Annotated in this window: 19 protein-coding genes; 11 read left to right on the top strand and 8 right to left on the bottom strand. The window is 71.3% G+C overall.

Annotated features, from left to right (window positions below; all coding sequences use genetic code 11):
• Positions 1–2: 2 nt before the first annotated feature.
• Complete coding sequence (locus tag ACFWW8_RS08580) at positions 3–371, bottom strand: cyclophilin-like fold protein (RefSeq protein ID WP_386525437.1); 369 nt, start codon at positions 369–371, stop codon at positions 3–5.
• Positions 372–553: 182 nt separating this feature from the next.
• On the opposite strand from ACFWW8_RS08580, the gene ACFWW8_RS08575 reads away from it, so the two are divergent.
• From ACFWW8_RS08575 to ACFWW8_RS08560, 4 genes are all read left to right on the top strand, one after another.
• Positions 554–2,059: a cytochrome ubiquinol oxidase subunit I gene (locus ACFWW8_RS08575; RefSeq protein ID WP_386525434.1), complete on the top strand. Its 1,506-nt coding sequence runs from the start codon at positions 554–556 to the stop codon at positions 2,057–2,059.
• A gap of 18 nt (positions 2,060–2,077) precedes the next feature.
• A complete protein-coding gene (cydB, locus tag ACFWW8_RS08570; protein WP_386525431.1) occupies positions 2,078–3,079 on the top strand; it encodes a cytochrome d ubiquinol oxidase subunit II in 1,002 nt (333 codons plus the stop codon).
• Positions 3,080–3,142: 63 nt separating this feature from the next.
• On the top strand, positions 3,143–6,694 hold the full coding sequence (gene cydD / locus ACFWW8_RS08565) for a thiol reductant ABC exporter subunit CydD (RefSeq protein WP_386525428.1): 3,552 nt from the start codon (positions 3,143–3,145) through the stop codon (positions 6,692–6,694).
• Between the two features lie 24 nt (positions 6,695–6,718).
• Positions 6,719–8,455, top strand: coding sequence for a GAF domain-containing sensor histidine kinase (locus ACFWW8_RS08560; RefSeq protein WP_386525425.1), 1,737 nt, complete (start codon positions 6,719–6,721; stop codon positions 8,453–8,455).
• 58 nt (positions 8,456–8,513) lie between these two features.
• Here ACFWW8_RS08560 and ACFWW8_RS08555 read toward each other — a convergent pair whose 3' ends face one another.
• The gene (locus tag ACFWW8_RS08555; protein WP_386525423.1) at positions 8,514–9,419 is read right to left on the bottom strand and encodes a Cof-type HAD-IIB family hydrolase; all 906 of its coding nucleotides are present in this window, start codon (positions 9,417–9,419) and stop codon (positions 8,514–8,516) included.
• Between the two features lie 172 nt (positions 9,420–9,591).
• On the opposite strand from ACFWW8_RS08555, the gene ACFWW8_RS08550 reads away from it, so the two are divergent.
• Positions 9,592–10,497, top strand: coding sequence for an LLM class flavin-dependent oxidoreductase (locus tag ACFWW8_RS08550; RefSeq protein WP_386525420.1), 906 nt, complete (start codon positions 9,592–9,594; stop codon positions 10,495–10,497).
• A 48-nt stretch (positions 10,498–10,545) separates the two neighbouring features.
• Here ACFWW8_RS08550 and ACFWW8_RS08545 read toward each other — a convergent pair whose 3' ends face one another.
• The 3 genes from ACFWW8_RS08545 to ACFWW8_RS08535 form a co-directional block, all read right to left on the bottom strand.
• The gene (locus ACFWW8_RS08545) at positions 10,546–13,572 is read right to left on the bottom strand and encodes a tetratricopeptide repeat protein (protein WP_386525418.1); all 3,027 of its coding nucleotides are present in this window, start codon (positions 13,570–13,572) and stop codon (positions 10,546–10,548) included.
• Complete coding sequence (locus tag ACFWW8_RS08540) at positions 13,569–15,455, bottom strand: HSP90 family protein (protein ID WP_386525415.1); 1,887 nt, start codon at positions 15,453–15,455, stop codon at positions 13,569–13,571. Before ACFWW8_RS08540 ends, ACFWW8_RS08545 begins: the two co-directional genes overlap by 4 nt.
• A gap of 129 nt (positions 15,456–15,584) precedes the next feature.
• Entirely contained in the window at positions 15,585–16,124 is a 540-nt protein-coding gene (locus tag ACFWW8_RS08535; protein ID WP_386525413.1) for an RNA 2'-phosphotransferase, read from the bottom strand.
• A gap of 143 nt (positions 16,125–16,267) precedes the next feature.
• Here ACFWW8_RS08535 and ACFWW8_RS08530 point away from each other — a divergent pair, with 143 nt between their 5' ends.
• Positions 16,268–17,155 (top strand): aquaporin, encoded by an 888-nt coding sequence (locus tag ACFWW8_RS08530; RefSeq protein ID WP_386525410.1) that lies wholly within the window; start codon positions 16,268–16,270, stop codon positions 17,153–17,155.
• Between the two features lie 191 nt (positions 17,156–17,346).
• Here ACFWW8_RS08530 and ACFWW8_RS08525 read toward each other — a convergent pair whose 3' ends face one another.
• The 3 genes from ACFWW8_RS08525 to ACFWW8_RS08515 form a co-directional block, all read right to left on the bottom strand.
• The gene (locus ACFWW8_RS08525) at positions 17,347–18,261 is read right to left on the bottom strand and encodes a MerR family transcriptional regulator (protein WP_386525409.1); all 915 of its coding nucleotides are present in this window, start codon (positions 18,259–18,261) and stop codon (positions 17,347–17,349) included.
• Between the two features lie 463 nt (positions 18,262–18,724).
• The gene (locus ACFWW8_RS08520; protein WP_386525407.1) at positions 18,725–20,515 is read right to left on the bottom strand and encodes an SDR family oxidoreductase; all 1,791 of its coding nucleotides are present in this window, start codon (positions 20,513–20,515) and stop codon (positions 18,725–18,727) included.
• Positions 20,512–21,369, bottom strand: a complete 858-nt coding sequence (locus ACFWW8_RS08515; protein ID WP_386525405.1) for a M24 family metallopeptidase — start codon at positions 21,367–21,369, stop codon at positions 20,512–20,514. Before ACFWW8_RS08515 ends, ACFWW8_RS08520 begins: the two co-directional genes overlap by 4 nt.
• Before the next feature lie 216 nt (positions 21,370–21,585).
• Between ACFWW8_RS08515 and ACFWW8_RS08510 the strand changes: the two genes are divergently transcribed.
• From ACFWW8_RS08510 to ACFWW8_RS08490, 5 genes are all read left to right on the top strand, one after another.
• The gene (locus ACFWW8_RS08510; protein ID WP_386525403.1) at positions 21,586–22,575 is read left to right on the top strand and encodes an ABC transporter ATP-binding protein; all 990 of its coding nucleotides are present in this window, start codon (positions 21,586–21,588) and stop codon (positions 22,573–22,575) included.
• Entirely contained in the window at positions 22,565–23,452 is an 888-nt protein-coding gene (locus tag ACFWW8_RS08505) for an ABC transporter permease (RefSeq protein ID WP_386525400.1), read from the top strand. The genes ACFWW8_RS08510 and ACFWW8_RS08505 overlap by 11 nt, the downstream gene beginning before the upstream one ends.
• Entirely contained in the window at positions 23,449–24,360 is a 912-nt protein-coding gene (locus ACFWW8_RS08500) for an ABC transporter ATP-binding protein (RefSeq protein WP_386525397.1), read from the top strand. The genes ACFWW8_RS08505 and ACFWW8_RS08500 overlap by 4 nt, the downstream gene beginning before the upstream one ends.
• Positions 24,361–24,374: 14 nt before the next feature.
• A complete protein-coding gene (locus ACFWW8_RS08495; RefSeq protein ID WP_383926465.1) occupies positions 24,375–25,094 on the top strand; it encodes an ABC transporter permease subunit in 720 nt (239 codons plus the stop codon).
• Positions 25,095–25,188: 94 nt separating this feature from the next.
• Positions 25,189–25,851: a rhomboid-like protein gene (locus ACFWW8_RS08490; RefSeq protein ID WP_386525394.1), complete on the top strand. Its 663-nt coding sequence runs from the start codon at positions 25,189–25,191 to the stop codon at positions 25,849–25,851.
• Positions 25,852–26,046 lie beyond the last annotated feature (195 nt).

Here is a 26,046-nt window from a genome sequence, read left to right as displayed (position 1 = left end):
CGCTAGGCGAGTTCCACGCGGACGGGGTCGCCCTCCCGGACGGTGGACAGCAGGCGGGGGTCGCCGTCGAACGAGCCGAGCACATTGCACGGGCTCGCCAGGCGGCTCTCGCCGCCGCGCGATACGGGTGTGGGTCCGTAGGGGAGCGCGAGCGCGTCGCCCTCGGTCCAGAAGGCGATCGTGCCCGGGTCCACGACCTGCCGGGCATCGTGCTCCAGAGCCACGGACACGCCGGTGTCGAAGTAGACCTCCTCGCCCCAGAGATCGGCGGAGGCGGAGATCGGAAGGGCCTCGGCCAGCGCCTTGCTGGTCGGGGTCTCGTCCAGGGTCGCCGTGAGCTGGCCGGCGGGCCAGGAGATTCGTATCTGCATGAGCCGCATTCAACAATTTGTTGAGGTGGTTGGCTAGAGGTACCCCCCTTCAAAAGATCAAAATGCAGTAGGACATAATGCTTGTGAATGTGAACGCGTTCACAAGCGTGTCCCGCTTCCTCCCGAGTTGAGTGGGATGCACCAGGCAAATGCCGCTGTCCCTCACGGCCGAAGGAGATGACGTGGACCTCGCTTTGGCGCCGGAGACCCTGGCGCGATGGCAGTTCGGCATCACCACCGTCTATCACTTCCTCTTCGTCCCGCTGACGATCTCGCTCGCCGCGCTCACGGCCGGGCTGCAGACCGCGTGGGTGCGATCCGAGAAGGAGAAGTACCTCAGGGCCACGAAGTTCTGGGGCAAGCTCTTCTTGATCAACATTGCGATGGGTGTCGTCACCGGCATCGTCCAGGAGTTCCAGTTCGGGATGAACTGGTCCGACTACTCGCGGTTCGTCGGTGACGTCTTCGGGGCCCCGCTGGCCTTCGAGGCGCTGATCGCCTTCTTCTTCGAGTCGACCTTCATCGGTCTGTGGATCTTCGGCTGGGACAAGCTGCCGAAGAAGATCCACCTCGCCTGCATCTGGATGGTGTCCATCGGCACCATCCTGTCCGCTTACTTCATCCTGGCGGCCAATTCCTGGATGCAGCACCCGGTCGGCTACCGCATCAACGAGGAGCGGGGCCGGGCCGAGCTCACCGACTTCTGGCTGGTGCTCACCCAGAACACCGCGCTCACCCAGTTCTTCCACACCATCACGGCCGCGTTCCTCGTCGGCGGCGCGTTCATGGCCGGCATAGCGGCCTTCCACCTGGCCCGCAAGAAGCACATCCCGGTGATGCGGTCCTCGCTGCGGCTCGGCCTGATCGTCATGATCATCGCCGGTATGGGCACGGCCATCAGCGGCGACCTGCTCGGCAAGGTCATGTACAAGCAGCAGCCGATGAAGATGGCGGCCGCCGAGGCGCTCTGGGACGGAGAGGCGCCCGCACCCTTCTCGGTCTTCGCGTACGGAGACGTGGACAAGGGCCACAACAAGGTCGCCATCGAGATCCCCGGCCTCCTCTCGTTCCTGGCCAACGACGACTTCACCTCCTTCGTCCCCGGCATCAACGACGTCAACAAGGCCCAGCAGGAGAAGTTCGGGCCCGGCGACTACCGGCCGAACATCGCCGTCGCCTACTGGGGCTTCCGATGGATGATCGGCTTCGGCATGGCCTCCCTCGGCATCGGAGCGCTGGGTCTGTGGCTGACCCGCAAGAAGTTCCTGCTACCGCCGGGCCTGCGGACCGGCGCGGACGAGGTCCCGCACCTCGTCCTCTTCAAGAAGGCCCTGAGTCCCCGCTTCGCCAACCTGTACTGGATCGTCGCCCTCTGGACGATGGGCTTCCCGCTCATCGCCAACTCCTGGGGCTGGATCTTCACCGAGATGGGCCGCCAGCCGTGGGTGGTCTACGGGGTCCTGCGCACCCGGGACGCCGTCTCGCCGAACGTCTCCCAGGGCGAGGTCCTCACCTCGATGATCGGCTTCACCCTCCTGTACGCCGTGTTGGCGGTCATCGAGGTCAAGCTCCTCGTCAAGTACGTCAAGGCCGGCCCGCCCGAGCTCACCGAGGCCGATCTCAACCCGCCCACCAAGATCGGTGGGGACGACAAGAACCCCGACCGGCCGATGGCCTTCTCGTACTAAGGCTCAGGAGTCCACATCATGCAACTCCACGACGTCTGGTTCGTGCTCATCGCCGTCCTGTGGATCGGCTACTTCTTTCTGGAGGGCTTCGACTTCGGAGTCGGCGTGCTGACCAAGCTGCTGGCCCGCAACCGCACGGAGAAGCGGGTCCTGATCAACACGATCGGGCCCGTGTGGGACGGCAACGAGGTCTGGCTGCTCACCGCCGGCGGTGCGACCTTCGCCGCCTTCCCCGACTGGTACGCCACCCTCTTCTCCGGGTTCTACCTGCCGCTGCTGCTCATCCTGGTCTGCCTCATCATCCGCGGCGTCGCCTTCGAGTACCGGCACAAGCGCCCCGAGGACAAGTGGCAGACCAACTGGGAGCACGCGATCTTCTGGACCTCGCTGATCCCCGCGTTCCTCTGGGGCGTGGCGTTCGCCAACATCGTGCGGGGCGTGAAGATCGACGCACACAAGGAGTACGTCGGCACCTTCCTCGACCTGCTCAACGTGTACTCGGTCCTCGGCGGCCTGGTCACCCTCACCCTGTTCACCTTCCACGGCGCGGTCTTCACCTCGCTGAAGACGGTCGGTGACATCCGGGTCCGCTCACGCCGGCTGGCCACCCGGCTGGGCGTGGTCACCGCCGTGCTGGCCCTGGTCTTCCTGGTCTGGACCCAGGTCTCACGGGGCGACGGCAAGAGCCTGATCGCTATGGCCGTCGCGGTGCTGGCCCTGCTCGGGGCCCTGGGCCTCAACCTGGCGGGCCGCGAGGGATGGTCGTTCGCCCTGTCCGGCATCACCATCGCGGCGGCCGTGGCGATGCTCTTCCTGACCCTCTTCCCGAACGTCATGCCGTCCTCGCTGAACGACGCCTGGAACCTCACGGTCACCAACGCCTCGTCCAGCGCGTACACCCTGAAGATCATGACCTGGTGCGCGGGCGTGGCCACTCCGCTCGTCCTGCTCTACCAGGGCTGGACGTACTGGGTGTTCCGCAAGCGGATCGGTACGCAGCACATCGTCGACGCGCACTGAGCGTCTCGGAGCCCGGCTCCGGCCCACCTGCCTGACTGACCCTGCCCCTGGGGGATGTTTCACGTGAAACCGATCGACCCGCGCCTGCTCCGGTACGCCCGCTCCACCCGCCTCTTCCTCGGGGCGGTGGTGGTGCTGGGCCTTGCCGGGGCGGGGCTGGTCGTCGGTCAGGCGATGCTGATGGCCGAGATCGTGGTCGGCGCCTTCGAAGACGGTCTGGACGGCGCCGCGCTCAGGACTCCGCTGCTGCTCTTGGCCGCGGTGGCCCTCGGGCGTGCCCTGGTGGCCTGGCTGACCGAGCTGGCCGCGCACCGGGCGGGCGCGGCGGTCAAGTCCGAACTGCGGGGACGGCTGCTGGCCCGGGCCGCGGACCTGGGGCCCGGCCGGATCGACAAGCAGCGGACGGGCTCCCTGGTGGCGCTGGCCACCCGGGGCGTGGACGCCCTCGACGACTACTTCTCGCGCTACCTGCCCCAGCTCGGGCTCGCGGTGGTGGTGCCGGTGGCGGTGCTGGCCCGGATCGTCACCGAGGACTGGGTATCGGCCGCCATCATCGTGGTCACGCTCCCCCTGATCCCCCTGTTCATGATTCTCATCGGTATGGCCACCCAGTCCCGGATGGACCGCCAGTGGCGGATGCTGTCCCGGCTGTCGGGGCACTTCCTCGACGTGGTGGCCGGGCTGCCGACCCTCAAGGTGTTCGGCCGGGCGAAGGCGCAGGCCGAGTCGATCCGCACGATCACCGACGACTACCGGCGCGCGACGATGCGTACCCTGCGCATCGCCTTCCTCTCCTCCTTCGCGCTCGAACTGCTCGCCACCCTGTCGGTGGCCCTGGTGGCCGTGACCATCGGCATGCGGCTGGTCCACGGCGAGCTCGACCTTTACACCGGCCTGGTCATCCTGATCCTGGCGCCCGAGGCCTACCTTCCGCTGCGGCAGGTGGGTGCGCAGTACCACGCGGCCGCGGAGGGCCTGGCAGCCGCCGAGCAGATCTTCGAGGTTCTGGAGACGCCCGACGCGCACCCGGGCGGCGGAGCCCTCCTGCCCGCCGGCGCCCCCCTGCGGATCGAGATCGACGAAGTCGCCGTCCGGTACGAGGGCCGCGGCGAGGACTCCCCCGGCCCGGTCTCGCTGACCGTCGGGCCGGGCGAGGTCGTCGCCCTCACCGGCCCGAGCGGGGCGGGGAAGTCCACGCTCCTCCAGGTGCTGCTGGGATTCGTGGAACCCACCGCCGGCCGGGTCCGGGTCGCGGGCGTGGACCTGGCCGAGCTGTCGCGCGCCCAGTGGCGCGAGCGGATCGCCTGGGTGCCGCAGCGCCCCCACCTGTTCGCCGGAACGATCGCCGAGAACGTCCGGCTGGCCCGCCCCGATGCCTCCGAAGCCGAGGTGGCCGAGGCACTGCACAACGCCGGGGCGGCGGAGTTCGTGGCCGCCCTGCCCCTCGGAGTACAGACCGCGCTGGGCGAGGGCGGCGTGGGCCTCTCCGCCGGGCAGCGCCAGCGCCTGGCCCTGGCGCGGGCGTTCCTTGCGGACCGGCCCGTCCTGCTGCTGGACGAGCCGACCGCCGCGCTGGACGGCGAGACCGAGGCCGCGGTGGTGGACGCCGTACGCCGGCTCGCCGTGGGCCGCACCGTGCTGCTGGTGGTGCACCGCCCGGCGCTGCTCGCCGTCGCGGACCGCGTGGTCCCGATGGCGGCCACGGGCGCTCCGGCGCGGGCCTTCCCCCGGAACGCGGGCCCTCGGGCCGGGGTCGGGACGGAGGCCGGGCAGCCGGCCTCCGATCCGGACGCCGGCGAGTGGATCCTCGGCGCCGCGCCCGAGCGGGTGCGGACCGGGGGCGGAACCGACGCGGGCGGGGCGGACCCGCTGCGCCGGGTGCGGGCGGTGGCCAGGGCATGGCAGGGGCGCTTCCGGCTCGGCCTGCTGCTCGGCGCCCTGGCCGTCGGGTGCAGTGTGGGCCTGATGGCCGTGTCCGGCTGGCTGATCTCGCGGGCCTCCGAACAGCCTCCCGTGCTCTACCTGATGGTGGCCGTCACCGCCACCCGCGCCTTCGGGATGGGCCGGGCCGTCTTCCGGTACGCCGAGCGGCTCGTGTCGCACGATGCCGTCTTGCGGATGCTCGCCGACCTCCGGGTCTCGGTGTACCGCCGGCTGGAGCGCATCGCCCCCGCCGGGCTGCGGGAGCACCGGCGGGGGGACCTGCTGGCCCGGCTGGTCGCCGACGCCGACGCCTTGCAGGACTACTGGCTGCGCTGGCTCCTCCCCGTCGGTACCGCGGTGCTCGTCGGAACCGGCTCGGTCGCCTTCACCGCCTGGCTGCTGCCCGAGGCAGGAGCCGTCCTGGCCGTCGGCCTCCTCGCCGCCGGGATCGGGGTGCCGCTCATCAGCGGGGCGACCGCCCGCCGGGCCGAGCTCCGACTCGCGCCGGCCCGGGGTGAGCTCGCCACCCGGGTGGCCGACCTCCTCACCGGTACCGCGGAGCTGACCGTCGCCGGGGCGCTGGAGGAGCGCAAGGGCCGGACTCGCGAGAGCGACGGCGTTCTGACGCGCATCGCCGCCCGTGGCGCCGCCGCGACCGGGCTGGGCAGCGGGCTGTCGGCCCTGATCTGCGGACTCACCGTGGTGGCCGCCGCGGCCGCCGCCGCGAACGCGGTCCACGACGGGAGGCTGTCCGGGGTGGCCATGGCCGTCGCGGTGCTCACCCCCCTCGCCGCGTTCGAGGCCGTCAACGGCCTTCCGCTCGCGGTTCAGTACCGCCAGCGGGTGCGCCGCAGTGCCGAGCGGGTCTACGAGGTGATCGATGCTCCGGTTCCGGTCGCCGAACCGGAGCGGGCCTGCGAGCCGCCCGCCTCGCCGTTCCCCCTGCGGCTGACGGGTCTCACCGCCCGGCACCCCGGCCAGGAGCGGGACGCGCTGCACGGACTGGACCTGACCCTGGAGGCCGGGCGCCGCATCGCGGTGGTCGGCCCCTCGGGCTCCGGCAAGACCACCCTCGCCCAGGTACTGCTGCGGTTCCTGGACCCCCGCGAGGGGGTGTACACCCTGGGCGGCGCGGACGTGCGCACGCTCGACGGCGACGACGTACGGGCACGCGTGGGGCTCTGCGCCCAGGACGCCCACATCTTCGACAGCTCGGTACGGGAAAACCTGCGGCTGGCCCGGACCGGAGCGAGCGAGGAGGAGCTGCGGGAGGCACTGGCGGCCGCGCGCCTGCTGGAGTGGGCCGACGGCCTGCCGGACGGACTGGACACTCTGGTCGGCGAGCACGGCGAGCGGATCTCGGGCGGCCAGCGCCAGCGCCTCGCCCTGGCCCGGGCGCTGCTCGCGGACTTCCCCGTCCTGGTCCTCGACGAGCCGGCCGAGCACCTTGACCTGGCGACGGCGGACGCCCTGACGGCGGACCTGCTGGCCGCGACCGAAGGCCGTACCACCGTGCTGATCACGCACCGGCTGGCCGGTCTGGAGGCCGTCGACGAGGTGCTCGTACTGGACCGCGGAGAGGTTGCCCAGCGCGGCGGCTACGCGGAGCTGGCCGCCGTGGACGGGCCGCTGCGCCAACTGCTGGAGCGGGAGACAGCGACGGACCGGACGTCGGCCGACTTTCCCCAGTAAAAGGGACTAACTAGTCTCAAGGGCATGTCAGCGCAGGAGTCGCAGCAATCGCCGGACCCATCACCCGGAACGCCGGACCCGCTGGAGGCCGCCACCCAGGCCGCCAGGAGTCTGCAAGGCCTGTCCACCGAGCTCACCGCGCGAGTACCCCAGCTGCTGGAGGCCATGAGGTCGGTCGGTACGGGTCTCGAGCTGCACTCCACGCTGGACCGCATCTGTGAGACGGCGGCCGAGCTCGCCGACGCCCGCTACGCGGCGATCGGCGTCGTCGACACGGAGGGCCGGGGCCTGTCGGACTTCGTCACCTTCGGGATCAGTTCCCAGACGGCGCGGAAGATCGGCCACCGCCCGGACGGGAAGCGGGGCCTGCTGGGCGCCCTGATCTCCCACCCGGACACGGTGCACCTCCCCGATCTCACCAAGGATCCGCGCTCGGCCGGCTTCCCGGAGCACCATCCGCCCATGAAGACCTTCCTAGGCGTCCCGATCAGGGTGCAGGGGGAGATCTTCGGCAATCTGTACCTCGCCGAGAAGAACGGCGGCGGCGAGTTCAACGACTACGACGTCCACATGGTCCGGGTGCTGGCCACCGAGGCGGGCATCGCCATCGGCAACGCCCGGCTGTACGAGGCCGCCACCCAGCGCGAGCGCTGGATCGACGGCTCGGTGGCCGTCACCACGGCGCTGCTGTCCGGCGGGGACGCGGACGACGCCCTCGCTGTGGTGGCAGAGCAGGCCCGCCGTCTGGCCGACTCCTCGGCGGGGATCGTCATGCTGCCGGCCGAGGACGGCGGGATGGAGATCGTGGCCGTATCCGCCGACAATCCGGCGACCTCCCTCGGTGTGGTGATCCCTGCCGAGAGCCCGGTGGTGGACAGGCTGCTCCAGGGCGAGGCCGTCTTCGTGGACGACGCGGCCTCCGACCCGCGCATGATCAGCAAGATGACCAGCCAGTACGGCCCTTGCATGATGCTGCCCCTGCACAGCGGCGGGCGGGTGCTCGGGGCGCTGGTGACGCCCAGGGCCCGCGGCCAGCGGCCGTTCACCGAGGCCGAGCGGACTTTGGCCACGCAGTTCGCCTCGCAGGCGGCGCTGGCGCTGATGATGGCCGAAGCGCAGCGCGACCGGGAGCGGCTCGCCGTGTTCGAGGACCGCGACCGGATCGCGCGCGATCTTCACGACCTGGTCATCCAGCGGCTGTTCGCCACGGGGATGATGCTGGAGGGGGCCCAGCGGCGGTCCATCGTCCCGGAGGTCCGCGACGGTGTGGGCAAGGCCGTGGACGAGCTGGACGTGACCATCCAGGAGATCCGCACGGCGATCTTCGCCCTCCAGCAGGGCCCGGCGGAGGCGCCCTCGGGGCTGCGCACCCGGGTGCTGCGGGAGATCAACATGGCTGCGGTGCCGTTGGGCTTCAAGCCCGCCCACCGCTTCCTCGGACCGATTGACGCCGTCGTCGGCGAGCTGGTCGGCAAGAACCTGATCGCCGCGCTTCGCGAGGCCCTGTCCAACGCCTTCCGGCACGCTGAGGCCTCCCGGATCGAAGTCGTCGTGGACTCCACGATCGCGCTGGCCGACGGGCGACCGGGGGTACGGCTGGAGGTCGCCGACGATGGCGTGGGCATCCCGGAGGGCGGGCGCCGCAGCGGTCTGCGCAACCTCCGCCGACGGGCGGAGTCGCTGGGCGGCGCGAGCTCGTACGGCCCCGGCCTCGGTGAGGACGGCGGCGGGACCACTCTGGTGTGGGAGGCCCCGCTCTAGGGGTCTCTTTCGGATCTTGTCAGGTCCGCGGGTCGGCGTTCCGGACCGGGTGGCAAGGTCAGGCGTTCTGCTGCTCCGCCGCCGTGATGGCCGCGATGCGCTCGGCCAGGATCCGCTCGATGACGGCGGCGACCCCGTCCTCGTTGTTCGCGGTCGTACGACCGGACGCGGCCGCGATCACGTCCGGGTGGGCGTTGCCCATCGCGTACGAGGTGCCCGCCCAGCTGAGCATCTCCACGTCGTTCGGCATGTCACCGAAGGCGACGACTTCCGCCGGGGTGATGCCCCGTTCGGCGCAGCACAGGGCCAGGGTGCTGGCCTTGGAGACGCCCTGGCCGCTGATCTCCAGCAGGGAGGTCGGACTGGAGCGGGTGATGGACGCGTACGCGCCGGCGGCGGAGCGGGCCAGCGCCAGGAACGCGTCGGGGTCGAGGTCGGTGTGGTGCGCGAGCAGCTTGAGCACGGGTGCGGCGCTGTCATCCGTGTCCTCGTGCAGGAGCTTCTCGGCGGTGGCGACCTTGGCACCGGGGTCCTGGAAGAAAGGCGGGTACTCCGGCTCGTAGTTGATGCCGGTGGTCAGCTCGACCGCGAAGGAGGTGCCGGGTGCGGCGGCCCGCAGGGCTTGTACGACGGAGTTCGCCGCCTCCCGGGGAAGGGCCCTGACCTGGACGAACTCCGGTCCAGCGTGGAGGTCGACCACCGCCGCGCCATTGGCGCAGATCGCGAGTCCGTGGCCGTGCACGTGGTCGCTGACCACGCCCATCCACCGCGCCGGACGTCCGGTCACGAAGAACACCTCGATGCCGGCGTCCTCCGCGGCGGCGAGCGCGGCGATGGTACGCGGCGAGAGCGACTTGTCGTCGCGCAGCAGCGTGCCGTCGAGATCGGTGGCGATCAGCCGGGGCGCGGGGGTGGGCCCTTCCGGGCACTGGGGAGCCGAGGTCACGGCTCCATCTTCGCCCATGGTCCCGAGCGGACGGACCATGATCGGAAGGCCGCGCCGGGGGTGGCCCGTGTTTCACGTGAAACGTCGGCGCCGCGATCGTGTTTCACGTGAAACACGACCGGTATCCCGAGGCCGGGGCCTCCGGCGGGTGACGTGCGGGCGTCGTACCCGGCCCCGTAGGCTCGATCGCATGAGTCTGCGTCTGAGTACGGTGATCCTTCCGGTCCGTCGATGGCACGAGGGCGGCCGCGACCAGTGGCAGCGGGCAGAGCGCCTCGGGTTCCACACCGCCTACACCTACGACCACCTCTCCTGGCGGGGCTTCCGGGACCTTCCCTGGTTCGGTGCGGTGCCCACCCTGACCGCGGCCGCCGCGGTGACCGAGCGGATCCGGCTCGGGACGCTCGTCACCTCGCCGAACTTCCGCCACCCGGTGACGCTCGCCAAGGACCTCATCAGCCTGGACGACATATCCGACGGCCGGGTCACCCTCGGTATCGGCGCGGGCGGCAACGGCTTCGACGCGACCGCGCTGGGGCAGGAGGCCTGGACCCCGCGTGAACGAGCCGACCGCTTCGCCGAGTTCGTGGCGCTGCTGGACCGGCTGCTGACCGAGGGAGCGGTCAGTGCACGCGGTGCGTTCTACTCGGCCGAGGAGGCCCGCAACATCCCCGGCTGCGTGCAGACGCCCCGGCTCCCGTTCGCGGTCGCCGCGACCGGGCCCCGTGGGCTGAAGCTCGCCGCCCGATACGGGCAGGCGTGGGTGACCACCGGAGACCCGAAGCTCTTCGAGGAGGGAACCCCCGGCCAGTCGCTGGAGGCCCTCCGTGGGCAGGCGGAACGGCTCGACCAGGCCCTGGCGGAGGCTGGGCGCAAGCCCGATTCCATCGAGAAGGTCCTGCTGACCGGCTTCACGCCCGAGCGCAACACGCTGCTGGAGTCCGTGGACGCGTTCGTCGACTTCGCGGGCCGGCACCGGGAACTGGGCTTCACCGAGCTGGTGATCCACGCTCCGATCCCCGGATCCGAGTTCGCCGCCGACGAAACCGTCTTCGAGCGGATCGCGACCGAGGCCCCGGCTCAGCTGGACGGCTGAACGCCTTCACCGGCGCCGTTCCCCAGGGGCAGCGGCGCCGGTGCCGGGTCAGCCGGCCAACTGCTTGCGCAGGTGCTCGGCCGACGGCAGCAGCCAGTCGGGGACGGCGTCCTCGGGCCAGGCACGTACCTCGTCGACCAGGGCCGAGACCCGGGCGGCGCCGGCTTCGGGGCGGCCCCGCTCCTGTTCGGTCCAGGCGGCGTTGTTCAGGCACTGGAACCGGTCCCGCAGGTGATCCGGTCCGAGCTCCGCGTAAAGCGCGGCGGCCCGGTCCCACAGCTCGATCTCCTCGACGCGCAGGGCCTCGACCCGGGCCTCGCCCAGCCTCCCCACAGCCTCCGGGCGGTCGGCGGACTCGTCCGCCGCGGTTTCCTCCCCGGTGTCGGCGTCGTCCTCCGCGTCGTCGGCCGCCACGTCCTCACTGACCCGGCGGTCCAGCACCTGCGCGAGCTGGTGCCAGGTCTGGGCGAGTTCCGACCGCAGCTCCCGGTCGTCGGGGTCGGCGGCCAGGGCCGTCTCCAGCACCCTCGCGGCTTCGGCCATCAGCTCGCGCGCCCGGTCCACCGCCGGGTCGGTGACCTCCTCCCGCAGCCCCAGCCAGGCCAGGGACCGCAGGACGCGGATCTCGGGGACGGGAGCGTCCCCGGTCAGGCGGTACAGGTCCAGGGCCCGCTCGTAGGCGGCGGTCGCCTCCAGGGCCAGGCCCGCGCCGGCGAGGGCCTCCGCGGCCGAATGCGCCAGGTGCGCCTGGGGGCGCGGGTTCTCCCAGCCCTTGGCCGCCTCCGCCGCCAGCAGGTACTGCTCCGCCGCCGGACGGGACTCGCCGAGCTCGCGCAGGAGATCGCCCAGGAACTCCCGCGCGGACACGACCTGCTCCTCTCCGTGCTCCAGCAGGTCGGGCAACGCCGACTGCAGTACCTCGGCCGCCTCGGCGGTGCGGCCGTCCCGCGCGTACGCCCGCGCCAGCATCAGCCGCGCCTGGGCCCCGCCGTCGGCGGTGAGCCCGGCCTGGTCGAACCAGTGGGCCCCGGACAGGGCGTGCCCCGCCGCCTCCCGCACCGCGTCGCCGCGGCGCAGCAGGACGTCCGCGAGGGTCAGCCGGATGGCGCCCTGCGCCTCGGCGTCGGTGACCTCGGAGGCATGCGCCAGACCCGACCGCGCGGCGGCCTCCGCCTCCACCGGCCGGCCGAGCGACATCAGCACCCCCGCCCTCAGCGCCAACGGGTCCACGGCCTGCCAGGGACGACCGGCCGTGACCGCCCGTTCCGCGGCGGATGCCAGCAGCACCACGGCGCGGTCGGGGTCGCCCTGGGACAGGGCGAGACGGCCCGCCATCTCCTCCGCCTCCGCTGCGAGATCGGGGGCCGAGCCGGCGTAGGCGGTGACGAAATCGGTCAGCTCCGCCACTACCTCACCGCGGCCGTGGGCGCCGTCGTGGTCGTGGTCGTGGGGCGCTTCGAGCGAGCGAAGGTACGACTCCACGCGGATCACCGAAAGCTCCACCAGGGCGATCCGGCGGGTCCGCGACGGCTCGGCCGGGTCGAGCGCCTCCGCCGCCCGCGCCGCCACCCGGAACAGCGCCCGGATCTCCGCGGGCGCCGCCCCGGCCCGGGCGGCCACGCCGGCCAGCCGCAGCTCCGCCAGCGCGGCGCGCTCTTCCCGGCCCAGCGCCCGGTACGTGTCCCGTACCGCTGTCAGGAGCTCGCGAGCGTCCTCGTCCCCGCGTCGCGCGGCCGCCAGGGCCCGCTGGTCCTCCAGGTCGGCCGAGACCAGGGGGTCGGGCTCCGGCCGCGCGTCCAGCCGTACGCCGACCTCCGCCCACAGCGCGTCGGTACCCGGGTGCCCCAGGTCCCGGGCGCGACGGGCCCGCTCGACCAGCTCTTCGAAGCCGGGCATCGCTGCGGACACAGCGGAGGCGGGCAGCCGGACGGGTGTGGGAGCGGCTGCCGCCCCGTCGTGTGGCAGCGCCGCGCTGCGCACCCCCAGCGGCAGCGCCCCGAGGAGCGGTTCGCGCCCGATCCGCTCCAGGAAGCGGTCCGAGATCCGGGTGGTGCCGTTGCGGGTGTCGAAGCGCCGGGCGATGCCGAGGCAGTCGGCGTACAGGATCCCGTACAGCTCGGAAACGGTCCGCGGGGTTCCCTCGTAGGGGACGGCGGGACTCCCGCCGTGTCCCAGCCGCTCCAGGCGGCGCAGCAGAACCAGGACGCCGCCGTGGAAGGCGAGTTGGTCGTCGACGTTGGCGAGCGGGCCGACGTGGTGCGCGTGTTCGGCCAGGATCTCCAGGCCGCGGGATTCGTTCCCGGTGAGGGCGCAGAACTCGATGTGCTTGCCGATCGTCGGCAGCAGGCTCTCGTTGCCGCGGGCCATGCGGTAGCCGCGCAGGTGGTGGGAGCGGGCCTCGTCGGCCCGGCCGAGCCGGAGCAGCGGCAGCAGCGAGGTGGCCAGGACCCGGTGCGGCTCCTCCGCGCAGGTCAGGTCACTCGCCAGAACGGGCTTCCAGAGCTCCAAGGCCTGGGCGTCGTCGCCGTGCAGGACGGCGTACTGGCCCTGGCTGTTGAGCTCGCAGGCCTGGCAGTCGCTCATGTCGTCGCGGTCCGCCGCGATCCAGCGCCCGAAGGCGCGCTCGGCGCGCTCGTCGTCGCCGGTCGTGTGGGCGAGCCAGAGCTCGGCCTCGCGTACGGGCCGCTCGCTGTAGCCCGCGACCCGGTAGCGGCGCTCCATCTCGTCCAGCCAGCCCGCCGCCGACTCCAATGGGATGTCCGGGGAGTCGGAGATCGCCGAGGCCACCCATTTGAACTGCCAGAACAGGGAGTGCGCCTCCCACTCGGAGAAGGCGGCCGGGTCCTTGTCGTACTCCTGGAGCAGTCGGGCGAAGGGCACCAGGATCTTCGACGACTCCGAGCTGTACAGATAGGCGTTGATCAGGTTGTCGAGCGTCTCGCGGAACAGGGCCCGGTCGCCGCTCGCCTCCGCTGCCCCGACCAGGGCCTCGGCGTGCGCGTTGCGCGCGGAGCCGTTCGGCGATTCGCGGTTCTGGACCAGCCCCTGCTCGATCTGTTCACGGGTCGTCGTCACTTCTGGTCCTCCGCGGGGCCGGTGGAGTGGGTCGCCCATTCCAGGAGCCCGAGGAAGGCCCGGTTGAGCAGGGTGGAGTCGGCGGGGCGCAGGGGCCGTTGGGACATCAGCAGGGCCTGCCCGTACAGCGATTCGACGGCGGTGCCGGTCAGCTCCCCGTCGGGGAGCGTGGAGATCCGGCGGACCAGGGGGTTGTTGTGGTTGAGGACGAGCCGGGCCCGGGGTGCGGAGCCCCGCAGCGCTCCGAGGATGCCGCTCCACAGGGAGTCGGCGCTCTCCAGCGCGGCGGTCCGGTCGCGCTCCTGCCGCGCCTGGCGGTCGTCGAGGTAGAGCGCGGGTACCGAGACGGGCTGGAAGGCGCGCAGCACCACGTCGCAGCCCAGGGGCTCCAGGCGGGTGCGCGCGGTGGCCAGGAAGGGAGCCAGTGCCAGCTCGGCGGAGGTCGGCACCTGGTCGAGGCGTTCGGTGACGGCTCCGGCGTCGAGCTCGGTGACCTTGAGCTCGGGGCGTACGGAGGGCAGGAGGGCCAGCAGGTCCGCGTCGTAGGTGTAGCCGGCGTTGATGACGCCGAGGCCGTGGGCCGCGGCGATCGGCGCGATCTGGCGGAACTCCTCGACGGTGCGCGTGAAGTGGACCTCCGTGTGGGCGGCCGTGAACTCCACGAGGCTCATCGAGCCGTCGCTGGTCTCGAACGGCAGCCACGGGAGCATCAGGGCGAGCAGCTCGGAGTCGTGCCGCGCCATGGACTTCACGCCGAGGTGGTGGACGCGCAGGAAGGCGGCCAGCCGCTCCGGGTCGCTCGCAGCGAGCTCGGCGAGCCAGCCGCGGATGCGGGTGCCGAGGGCGTCCCGTACGGCGGAGAGGGTTTCGTCGTCGTAGAGGTTCTCGCGGGACGCCGTGGGCCGCAGCGTGTCCGTGTCGAGGACGGCTCGGACGAAGAACGCCCAGTCCGGCAGCAGGTTGTCGGCCCGGTCGGTCAGCAGCATGCCCTTGAGGTGGACACGGTGTCCGGCCCGGTGGGCGGGGCTGGTCGGTTCGTGGAGGACGTACGCCACTCCGCGCACCCCGGCCACCGGCAGGTCGAGGTCGATGGTGTCGAGCGGGGTGAAGCCGAAGAGCTGCGCGCAGTGCCCGGCCAGTGCGACGCGGCGCGCTACCGGGGTCGGGAAGGACCGGGCCCACACGGCGGGGCGATCGGTGACGGGGCGAGGTTCGCCGCCGAGGCCGTCGTCGAAGGTGATGTCATAGGGCAGCAGGGAGCCGTAGTCGCGAGCCAGTTGCTCCACCTTGGCCGGGACGGTCCATTCGGCCGCACCGGGTCGTGCCTCCAGGACCACGGTGGTGCCGGGCTCGGGGCGTGCCGAGTGGGGCAGCTCGCGGATGGTGTACGAACCGTCGTCCGTGGCCAGCCACTCGACGGGCGCGGCCTGCGGGTCGCGGGCGGACCGGGTGACGACGCGGATCTGGCGGGCCACGACGAAGCAGGCGAGCAGGCCGATGCCGAACTGACCGAGGAACTCCCGGCGGGTGACCTCCAGTCCGTGCTCGCCGCCGCGCTTGGAGCTGCGGCCGATGGTGGCCAAGAGGGAGTGGGCCTCGTCGGAGGTGAGGCCGATTCCGCTGTCCTCGATGGTCACGCGCCCGTCGGACGCCGACAGCCGGATGCGGACCTCCGCCTCCGGGTCGAGGGCGTTGCGGGCGGTGACCGCGTCCACGGCGTTCTGCAGCAGCTCGCGGACGTACACACGCGGACTGGAGTAGAGGTGGTGGGACAGGAGGTCGACCAGGCCGCGCAGATCGACCTGGAAGCTGTGGGGCGCGGACGGGTCCGCGGGCGGGGCCTCGGACGAGGAGGGCGGCGTGGACGGGGACGTGGACGTCATAAGGCGTCACCTCGCGTGCGTTCAGGGGTGGTTCGGCGATCGCGAGGTTCCCCCCTCACGGATCCCGGAGTGGGAACAGAGTAGGGGGATGATCTGACAATTCCCCGGTGTTTTCCCACCGGGACAGTGCTACGGAAAACGCAGGAAGTCCGGCGGAACGGCCTCTGCCAGCCACACGCCGTTGGCGCTGATCCGGAAGACGTGCCCGGCCGCGCGCATCGCCCCCGCGTCGACGCTCAGCACGACGGGCCGGCCGCGGCGGGCGCCGACCCGGGTCGCGGTCTCCCGGTCGGGCGACAGGTGCACGTGGTGGCGGGCCATCGGGCGCAGGCCCTCGGCGCGGATCGCGTCCAGGGCCGCCGCGACGGTGCCGTGGTAGAGGTACGCGGGCGGCTCCGCCTCCGGCAGATCGAGGTCCACGGCGACGGTGTGCCCCTGGCTGGCCCGGATGCGGGTGCCCTCGACGGCGAACCGCTGTTTGTCGTTGGCGGCCACGACGTGGTCGAGCTCGGCGCGGCTGATGGCGAAGCCGTGGCCGGCGGCCGCGCGCAACAGGTCGTCGATCTCCACCCACCCGCGCGGGTCGAGCACCAGTCCGATGCGCTCCGGCTGATGCCGGAGGTGTTTCGATACGTATTTGGACACCTTCACGGTGCGTTTGTCATCCATGGCCTCAGGGTGCCCGGTCGGAGGCCGTTCGGGCAGCGAATTTCGCGGCGGCGACCGGGGTGGACACGGGTGGACACCCCCTATCGCGATTCCAAGATACGGAATACATTTTCCGCTGCAACTTCTGCCCCAGGGGAGAAACCATGACAGTCCATACCTCTCTTCCACGCCGCGCGGTTGCCGAACTGATCGGCACCGCCGGTCTGCTCGTGGTCGTGGTCGGTTCCGGAATCCAGGCCGCCGAACTCAGTCGCGACACCGGTGTCGCCCTCATCGCCAACTCGCTCGCCTCGGCCATCGGCCTCGGGCTGATCATCACGCTCTTCGGGCCGTTGTCCGGAGCCCACCTCAACCCGGTGGTGACCCTCACCTCCTGGTGGGCGCGGCGCACCGGAGGGGAAGGGCTCGGAGGGTGGGAGGCGCTGGCCTACGCGACGGCCCAGACGGCCGGGGCCATCGGCGGCGCCGTCCTCGCGGAGACCATGTTCGGGCGGTTCCCGGGTGCGTTCGCCACCCAGGTCCGCGACGGCGGCCATCTGCTGGTCGGCGAGGTCGTGGCCACGGCCGGACTGGTCCTCGTCATCCAGGGCCTCGGGCGCATCGGGCGGGCCAAGCTCATACCCGCCGCCGTCGCCGCGTACATCGCCGCCGCGATCTGGTTCACCTCGTCCGGCTCCTTCGCCAACCCGGCCGGCACCATCGGGCGCAGCTTCAGCGACTCCTTCACCGGCATCGCCCCGCAGTCGCTGCCCGGTTTCGTCGCCGCCCAGTTGCTCGGCGGGGCGGTCGGCCTGGCCCTCGCGGCCCTGCTGTACGGAGGCGCCCGGGGCGCGCGTACGGACGATTCGGCGGCGGAGGCTCCTGTCGTCGTCGTGCCGGTCGCCGTCACCCCGGTCGCCGCGGCGCCTGCCGTGGTGGACGTCGTGGTGGACGTCCCGGTGGAGAAGGAGGCCGGGGCCGAGTCCCTGTCCGAGGCCGGAGCGGCGCAGGGCACGGCCACCAGCAAGGCGTCGTACGAGACCATCGGTTGAGGAACGGTCCAGCCGGAACCCCGTTGCCCACAGGAAGGGCCGGTTGTCCACAGCCGTTTGGGCACGTTTTGACGGCAAACGCGTGATCGCCCTGTGGACTACCGGCCGATCGGCACCGGGAACCACAGGCGGCGCACCACGGGCCGCGTACCGCCCACCACCCGGCGCCGCCAGTCGATCGGCACCCGACCCTACCGCTCGCCCCGGCGGGCCAGATCGTTCATCGTCCGGGCCTGGAGCTCCCGCTCCGTGGCGGCCCGGACGAACTCCGCCACGTGATCGGCGCCCACCAGCTCCTGCACGGCCCGCACCGTGCCGGCCGGAAGGGCCACCGGCGACGGCCCCGTCGGCCGGACGACGCCGGGTGCCCCGAGGTGCTGCTGGAGGTGGCGCGTCGCGAAAAGGCGCATGGCCCGCGCCAGTTCGGCGTCGACCGTCTGCTGGGCCAGCGGCCGCAGCCGCCGCACCATCGTCGCCGCTTCCGCCGCGTCGGCGTCCGTGGGCGGCACCTCGCCGAGATAGCGGGCGAAGACGTGCTCGGTGGTGAACTCCAGGAACCGGGAGGCGATGTGCTCCACCTGCCCCCGCAGCTCCCGCAGGTGCCCGGTGATCGCCGCAAGCGGCACGCCGGCCGCGTACAGCTCGGCGGCCACCGCCAGCTCCTGTGGGGAGGGCACCAGGAACTGGTCCGGCCGGTCGGGGATGCGCTCCAGGACCCCCAGCTCGCAGGCCTCACCCACGGCGTCGTCGTCCGGCCTGCCACCGAACCGTTCGTTCAGCTCCTCCCGGGATATCCACGCCGCCTCTTCGTCGGTCCACGGACCGTGCACCTCGGCGACCAGCCCGAGGACGCCGCCGAGCCCGCGGCCTGCGTCCCAGGCCTCCAGTAGTTCCTTGATGGAGGCCAGCGTGTAGCCGCGGTCCAGCAGGTCCGCGATCTGGCGCAGACGCGACAGGTGCGTGTCCCGGTAGACGTTGGAGCGGCCCCGCCGCTCCGGCTTCGGCAGCAGACCGCGGTCCTGGTACGCCCGGATCGTGCGCACCGTGGCCCCGCTGTGGTGCGCCAGATCCTCGATCCGGTACTCGGCTACCGTCTGCTCGGACAATCCTGGCTCCCTACGACATCGCGGCTCGGCCGACCGTACCCGCTTGCGGTCCGGGCGGCGGGCGAGGCCGCGAGGTACTCGACCGCCCTGCGCAGCGAGCCCTCCTGCGAGGGATGGTACGACCGCCGGAAGGAGCGGGGTATGGCCGTGCCCAGCTCTCTCCCGGTGGGCGGTAGCCCCTTGGCCACCGCCCGGTGGTGGCCGCCGAGCGAAGAGCGCGGCCGTCCGCCCGTTGTCCTTGCGCAGCTCCGGATCGGTGACCCGCGGCAGGGCCTCCTTGAAGACAAGGACGAAGACCTGGACGAAGACCTGGACGAACCACCGCTACCCGGCGGGGAGCAGCAGGTACAGGACGCTGATCACGCGGGTGGCGGCGCGCTCGCCGGGTATCCGGTGCACCGAGTGGCCTGCCAGTCCATGGCCACCCGGCGCGGACCGATCGCGTACGCGCTCCCGCCCGGGTTCACAGCGGGGGCTCCAGCTTCGCGATGGCCCGCAGGGTGCGCGGGGCGAAGCGGGACATCCACAGGGCCCCCTTGGACTCGGGGGTCACCGGCACCACGGCCTCGTTGCGCACCACGGCCCGCAGGATCGCGTCGGCGACCTTTTCCGGCGGGAAGTTGCGCAGGCCGTACAGCCGCGAGGAGCGTTCCTGGCGGCGCTTCTCCTCGGTCTCGTCCACCCCGGCGAAGCGCGAGGTGGCGGTGATGTTGGTGTTGACGATGCCGGGGCAGATGGCGGAGACGCCGATCGACTTCGAGGCCAGCTCCGCGCGCAGGCACTCCGACAGCATCAGTACCGCGGCCTTCGAGGTGCTGTAGGCGGGAAGGGTCTTCGACGGCAAGTAGGCGGCGGCGGAGGCGGTATTGACGATGTGTCCGCCCTGGCCGCGGTCGGCCATCTGGCGGCCGAAGATCCGGCAGCCGTGGATGACGCCCCACAGGTTGACGTCGAGGACCTTCTTCCAATCCTCGGCGCTGGTGTCGAGGAAGGCTCCGGACAGGCCGATTCCGGCGTTGTTCACCAGGACGTCCACGATCCCGTACTCGGCGGCGACCTTCACCGCGAGCTTCTCCATCGCCTGCTCGTCACTGACGTCCACGCATTCGCCCCAGGCCTCGGGGGCGCCGACGAGCCGGGCCATCTCGGCGGTGCGCGCCGCGCCCTCGCCGTCCCGGTCCACGGCCACCACCCGGGCCCCCGCCTCGGCGAACGCGAAGGAGGTGGCACGGCCGATGCCGCTGGCTGCACCGGTCACCAGGACGAGCTGCCCGCCGAAGCGGTCCGCGTACCTGCCCGGAGCCCGCTGGTGCGGTGCCCGCGCGGACGGCTCCTCCCGGGAGGTGACGAAGTCGGTGATCCACGCGGCGAGCTGGTCCGGCCGGGTCCGGGGTACCCAGTGCTTGGCGGGGAGGGTCCGCCGCACCAGATCCGGGGCCCACCGCTCCAGGTCGTCGTAGAGCCGCTCGGACAGGAAGGCGTCCCCGGTCGGGGTGATCAGCTGCACGGGTACGTGCGCGTAGGCGTCGGCGCGCGGGCGGCGCAGCCGGGGCCGGATGTTGTCCCGGTAGAGCCAGGCGCCGTGCGCGGCGTCCGTGGGCAGCGACGCCGTGGGGTAGGTCCCGGCCGGCACCTTCTCGACGCGCTGGAGGATGGCCGGCCAGCGCTTGCCGAGCGGCCCGCGCCAGGCGAGCTCCGGCAGTACGGGGGTGTGCAGCATGTACACGTACCAGGACTTGGCACCCTGGCCGAGCAGCTGCGCCGCCCGGCGCGGGGTGGGCCGCGCCATCCGCTTCTTGATCCAGTGCCCGAAGTGGTCCAGGGAAGGCCCCGACATCGAGGTGAAGGAGGCGATCCGGCCCTCGGTGCGGGCGACCGTCGCGAACTCCCAACCCTGTACGGAGCCCCAGTCATGGCCCACCAGGTGCACCGGTCGGTCGGGGCTGACCGCGTCGACGACCGCCAGGAAGTCGTCCGTCAGCTTCTCCAGCGTGAACCCGCCGCGCAACGGTTGCGGCGCGCTGGAGCGCCCGTGGCCGCGTACGTCGTACAGCACCACGTGGAAGCGCGTCGCCAGCCGCTCCGCGACCTCCGACCAGACCTCCTTGCTGTCCGGGTAGCCGTGCACCAGCACGACGGTCGGCCGGCCCGCCTCGCCGAGTTCGGCGACGCACAGCTCGACGCCGCCGGTGATCACCCGGCGCTCGCGCGCATCTGCCAGTCCCGCCGGTCCTGTCCCGCTCGTCCCGCTCATGCCGCCTCCTCCTCAGCCCAGCGCCGCACGTGCGGCAGATCGTCGTCCAGCCAGAACGCACTCTCCCCGGGGTCCCGGGAATCGGTGACCACCAGGATCTCCTCGAACTTCGCGCCGGTGCCCCGGAAGCCCAGGTGCGGCTCCACCGCCCACAGGCCGGGCTGCGGCGGGTGGTCGGAGAAGCGGTACGGGCTCCACAGCGGGGACCAGCCGTCACGGTGCCCGTGCAGGGCGTCACCCGCCAGCCCCTTCAGGGACTGGGTGCCGAATCCGAACGCGGTGGGTGACCAGCGCCGCTCCTTGACCCGGTCGATCTTGTGCGCGATCACGCCGAAGGGGTAGGCGCGGTGCCGGTTGGTGTAGCCCTGGCGCGTCATCAGCCGCTCGACGTTCTCGTAGATCTCGCGCAGCGGGCGGCGCTCGCGCACCTGCTCCAGGATCAGCACGCGGTGTGCGTGCAGATCGGACATCAGCCGGTCCTGGACCGGGTTCAGCCCGAGGCTGCCCGAGTAGCCGACGTCGGCCGCGTAGCCCTTGAAGACCGGTGCCATGTCGAGGATGAACGGCATCCCCGGCTCCAGCTTCCGATTCGTCGGGAAGAACTGCAGCGGGATTCTGAAGTTCACGAAGGCGGTGCGGTCGCCGAACCAGGCGAAGGGCAGGTGGAACCAGTCCCGCACGCCCCGCTCACGCAGCCATTCGCGCTGCATCCGCGCGGCCTCCCGCTCGGTCACCCCGGGCCGCAGCTCCGCGGCGACGGCCTCCGCGCACTCGTACGCGAGCCGTTGCACTTCCCTGAACCCGCGCAGTTCGGGAATGAGCTGCGCGGTGCGTTGCTTGGTGTCCCCAGCCATCCCAGCAGTCCGTCCCTGTAGCCGTACGCGCCCGTAAGCTGACACTGATGAATGTGACAATGACTGGAGATCACGTCAAGGCCCGTGCACGGACCTGTGGACAATCTTGTCCGGGTCACATCAGCCTCCAGTACGGGCACGTACGCCTGAAGGCGGAGACGGGAGCCAGCTCAAGGTCTGACGATTCGCGGGGTCCGGACCACTAACGTCGAACCCGTGACTGTCATCGCGACCGAAAGCCTGAGCAAGCGGTACCCCCGAGTGACCGCCCTCGACCGGCTCTCCCTGGACATCGGGCCTGGTGTGACCGGCCTCGTGGGTGCCAATGGAGCCGGCAAGTCCACGCTGATCAAGATTCTGCTGGGACTGTCCCCCGCCACCGAGGGCAGTGCCGCCGTGCTCGGCCTCGACGTCACCACGCATGGCAGCGCCATCCGTGAACGCGTCGGCTACATGCCCGAGCACGACTGCCTGCCACCCGACGTCTCGGCCACCGAGTTCGTCGTCCACATGGCCCGCATGTCCGGCCTCCCGCCGACCGCCGCCCGCGAACGGACGGCCGACACCCTGCGCCACGTCGGCCTGTACGAGGAGCGCTACCGCCCCATCGGGGGCTACTCCACCGGCATGAAGCAGCGCGTCAAGCTGGCGCAGGCGCTCGTCCACGACCCGCAGCTGGTCCTCCTCGACGAGCCCACCAACGGCCTGGACCCCGTCGGCCGCGACGAGATGCTCGGACTCATCCGCCGCATCTACACGGACTTCGGCATCTCCGTCCTGGTCACCTCCCACCTCCTCGGAGAGCTGGAGCGGACCTGCGACCACGTCGTGGTCGTCGACGGCGGCAAGCTGCTGCGCTCCAGCTCCACCAGCGACTTCACCCAGAGCACCGCGACCCTCGCGGTCGAGGTGACCGACTCCGACGAGCACCCGGACGGCACCGCCGCCCTGCGCAAGGCGCTCACCGAGGTGGGGCTCACCCTCCACGCGGGAGAGGAGCAGGGCCTGCCGGGCGCCGGCCACGTCCTGCTCGTGGAGGCCACCGGCGACCAGACCTACGACACCGTCCGCGACACCGTCGCCGACCTGGGCCTCGGCCTGGTCCGCATGGAGCAGCGCCGCCACCACATCGCGGAGGTCTTCCGCGACAACGACCAGTCCGTCCACACCGCCCAGCAGAAGGGAGCCGGTTCCGATGGCGCCTGACACCTCGACCCAGATCCACAACATCGGCTACCGGTCCTACGACGGGGCCCGGCTCGGCCGCTCCTACGCCCGAAAGTCGCTGTTCTCGCAGTCCCTGCGGGGCGCGTACGGGCTCGGCCGCTCCGCCAAGTCCAAGGTGCTGCCGATGATCCTCTTCGCGGTGATGTGCGTGCCCGCGCTGATCCTCGTCGCGGTGGCCATCACCGTCCCCGGCAGCACCGACCTGCCGATCAAGTACACGACGTACGCCCTGACCACCCAGGTGGTCATCGGGCTCTTCCTCGCCTCCCAGGCACCCCAGTCGGTCTCGCGCGACCTGCGCTTCAAGACCGTGCCGCTGTACTTCTCTCGGCCCATCGAGCGCGTCGACTACGTCGTCGCCAAGTTCGCGGCCATGGCCTCGGCCCTGTTCATCCTCACTGCCACGCCGCTGCTGATCATGTGGATCGGCTCGCTGCTGGCCAAGTTCGACTTCGGCGATCAGACCAAGGGATTCGGGCAGGGACTGGTGTCGGTACTTCTGCTGTCGCTGCTGTTCTCGGGCCTCGGCCTGATCATGGCCGCGCTCACCCCGCGCCGCGGCTTCGGCGTCGCCGCCATCATCGCCGTGCTGCTGATCCCCTACGGCGCCGTGACCGCGGTCCAGGGCATCGCCTACAGCACGGGCAACACCGGAGCCATCGACTGGATGGGCCTGTTCTCCCCGATCACCCTGATCGACGGCATCCAGACCGCCTTCCTCGGCGCCACCTCCGCCTTCCCCGGCGGTGAAGGCCCCGCGGCCGGCACCGGCTTCGTCTACCTGCTCGTCGCCCTCGGCCTCATCGTCGGCTCCTACGCCGCTCTGATGGCCCGCTACCGGAAGGCCGGGCTGTGACCATCATCGACATCGACCACACGTCCCGCTGGTTCGGGAACGTCGTCGCCGTCAACGACGTGACCATGCGCATCGGCCCCGGCGTCACCGGGCTGCTGGGCCCCAACGGCGCCGGCAAGTCCACGCTCATCAACATGATGGGCGGATTCCTGGCCCCCTCCACGGGCACGGTCACGATCGACGGGACGCAGATCTGGCGCAACGAACAGGTCTACAAGCAGATCGGCGTCGTGCCCGAGCGCGAAGCCATGTACGACTTCCTTACCGGGCGCGAGTTCGTCGTCGCCAATGCCGAACTGCACGGGCTCGATGACGCGGCCGCCCGGCGGGCACTGGCCACCGTCGAGATGGAGTACGCCCAGGACCGCAAGATCTCCACGTACTCCAAGGGCATGCGCCAGCGCGTGAAGATGGCCTCCGCCCTGGTCCACGACCCGGCCGTACTGCTCCTCGACGAGCCGTTCAACGGCATGGACCCCCGCCAGCGCATGCAGCTCATGGACCTGCTGCGGCGCATGGGTGATGCAGGCCGCACCGTGCTGTTCTCCTCGCACATCCTGGAGGAGGTCGAGCAGCTGGCCTCCCACATCGAGGTGGTCGTCGCCGGCCGGCACGCGGCCTCGGGCGACTTCCGCAAGATCCGCCGTCTGATGACCGACCGCCCCCACCGCTATCTCGTCCGCTCCTCCGACGACCGGATCCTCGCGGCGGCCCTGATCGCCGATCCGTCCACCGCCGGTATCGAGGTCGACCTGAAGGAAGGCGCGCTGCGCATCCAGGCCGTCGACTTCGGACGCTTCACCGAACTGCTGCCGCGGGTCGCCCGCGCGCACGGCATCCGGCTGCTGACGGTCTCGCCCTCCGACGAGTCCCTCGAGTCGGTCTTCTCCTACCTCGTCTCGGCCTGAAGGAGCTGGCACCCATGTACAACCCCACCGTTGCCCGGCTCACCTACCGGGCCCTGCTCGGCCGCCGCCGCGCGCTGATCCTCTTCCTCCTCCCGGCCCTGCTGATCGTCATCGCCATCGCCGTCCGCGCCCTCACCGGGGTGGACGACAAGGTCGCCGCCGACCTGCTCGGCGGCTTCGCCCTGGCGACGATGGTCCCGCTGATCGGCGTCATCGCCGGCACGGGGGCCATCGGCCCGGAGATCGACGACGGATCGATCGTCTACCTGCTCTCCAAGCCGGTGAAGCGACCGACGATCATCATGACCAAGCTGATCGTCGCCATCGCCGTCACGATGGCCTTCTCCGCCATTCCCACCCTGATCGCCGGCTTCATCCTCAACGGCAACGGCCAGCAGATCGCCATCGCCTACACGGTCGCCGCCCTCGTCGCCTCGATCGCCTACAGCGCGCTGTTCCTGCTGCTGGGCACCGTCAGCCGGCACGCGGTGGTCTTCGGCCTCGTCTACGCGCTGATCTGGGAATCCCTCTTCGGCAGCCTGGTCTCGGGCGCCAAGACCCTCAGCGTTCAGCAGTGGGCCCTCTCCCTGGCCGAGAAGGTCGCGGGCGAGGGATACGTCGACGCCACCGTCGGCCTGCCCACCGCGGTGGTCCTGCTCGCGGTGGTCACCGTCGGAGCCACCGTTTACGCCGGCCAGAAGCTGCGCCGCCTCACGCTGGCCGGCGAGGAATAGGCCCCGGTCGACCCTCGGCACACCACGACGGACCCCGTGCCCCGCCCGGCCCACCGGCCGGGCGGGGCACAGTTGCACACGGCATCATCGGTGCATGATCGAGCACACCGAGCCGGAGCCCTCCAGGCCTGTGCTGTCCTGGATACGCTCCTCGCCCGGAACGCATCTCTGGCTGCTGATCATCGCCGTCACCAGCATCGTCGTCGTGATCGCGCCCGACCGAGTGGACCATGTCCTGCTCCACCGCAACAGCAGCAACATCCACCAGCTCGTCCAGCATCCGGTGCGGGCGCTCCTCAGCAGCGCCTTCTGGATCGAGAACCCGGCCTCACTCGCCCTCTATGCGCTGCTCTTCGAGGTCTTCCACGCACCCGTCGAGCGCTGGCTCGGCACCCTGCGCTGGCTCCTGATCGTCGCGACCGCCCACATCGTCGCCACCCTGGTCAGCCAGAAGGTCCTCCTGACGGCCATTCAGGATCATCGAGCCCCGCGGACCATGACCCACGTCGTCGACATCGGCGTCAGCTACGGCCTCGCGGCTGCCGCGGGCGTGCTTGCCTACCGGCTGCCAGGTCCCTGGAGATGGTTCTACCTCGCCGGGGTGGTGGCCTTCTTCGGACTTCCTCTGGCCACCGGCGGGACCTTCACCGACCTCGGACACGCCATCGCCCTCGCGGTCGGCCTGCTCTCCTGGCCACTCACCCGTCGCGTTGTTTCACGTGAAACACGACCCGTGTTTCATGTGAAACAGGGATAGCCGGGCACTGCCTTCGGGGGCGCCGTGCTCCATGCTCGCGTCCCTTCCCGCGGCGCCGCCGGATTGACGGCTGATGCGCGGAAATTCACTGGTCCGCGGCTGGCGCCCGGGGCAGAGTGAGCCGTGTGGGGAGCAACAAGAGGTCCGGGGCAGCCACTTCGAGCGCGCCTTCGGCGCGGGCAGCCCCGGACCTCC

This window comes from Streptomyces sp. NPDC058701, from assembly GCF_042715295.1.
Classification (GTDB): Bacteria; Actinomycetota; Actinomycetes; order Streptomycetales; family Streptomycetaceae; genus Streptomyces.
The sequence above is the reverse complement of the archived record's forward strand: the minus strand, read 5'-3'. Positions and strand labels throughout refer to the sequence as shown.

Excerpts from the sequence above, each read along its gene's own strand:
- ACFWW8_RS08580 (WP_386525437.1), bottom strand. The coding sequence starts at position 371 with ATGCAGATACGAATCTCCTGGCCCGCCGGCCAGCTCACGGCGACCCTG.
- cydB (WP_386525431.1), top strand. The coding sequence starts at position 2,078 with ATGCAACTCCACGACGTCTGGTTCGTGCTCATCGCCGTCCTGTGGATC.
- ACFWW8_RS08560 (WP_386525425.1), top strand. The coding sequence starts at position 6,719 with ATGTCAGCGCAGGAGTCGCAGCAATCGCCGGACCCATCACCCGGAACG.
- ACFWW8_RS08555 (WP_386525423.1), bottom strand. The coding sequence starts at position 9,419 with ATGGGCGAAGATGGAGCCGTGACCTCGGCTCCCCAGTGCCCGGAAGGG.
- ACFWW8_RS08550 (WP_386525420.1), top strand. The coding sequence starts at position 9,592 with ATGAGTCTGCGTCTGAGTACGGTGATCCTTCCGGTCCGTCGATGGCAC.
- ACFWW8_RS08540 (WP_386525415.1), bottom strand. The coding sequence starts at position 15,455 with ATGACGTCCACGTCCCCGTCCACGCCGCCCTCCTCGTCCGAGGCCCCG.
- ACFWW8_RS08535 (WP_386525413.1), bottom strand. The coding sequence starts at position 16,124 with ATGGATGACAAACGCACCGTGAAGGTGTCCAAATACGTATCGAAACAC.
- ACFWW8_RS08530 (WP_386525410.1), top strand. The coding sequence starts at position 16,268 with ATGACAGTCCATACCTCTCTTCCACGCCGCGCGGTTGCCGAACTGATC.
- ACFWW8_RS08520 (WP_386525407.1), bottom strand. The coding sequence starts at position 20,515 with ATGAGCGGGACGAGCGGGACAGGACCGGCGGGACTGGCAGATGCGCGC.
- ACFWW8_RS08515 (WP_386525405.1), bottom strand. The coding sequence starts at position 21,369 with ATGGCTGGGGACACCAAGCAACGCACCGCGCAGCTCATTCCCGAACTG.
- ACFWW8_RS08505 (WP_386525400.1), top strand. The coding sequence starts at position 22,565 with ATGGCGCCTGACACCTCGACCCAGATCCACAACATCGGCTACCGGTCC.
- ACFWW8_RS08495 (WP_383926465.1), top strand. The coding sequence starts at position 24,375 with ATGTACAACCCCACCGTTGCCCGGCTCACCTACCGGGCCCTGCTCGGC.
- ACFWW8_RS08490 (WP_386525394.1), top strand. The coding sequence starts at position 25,189 with ATGATCGAGCACACCGAGCCGGAGCCCTCCAGGCCTGTGCTGTCCTGG.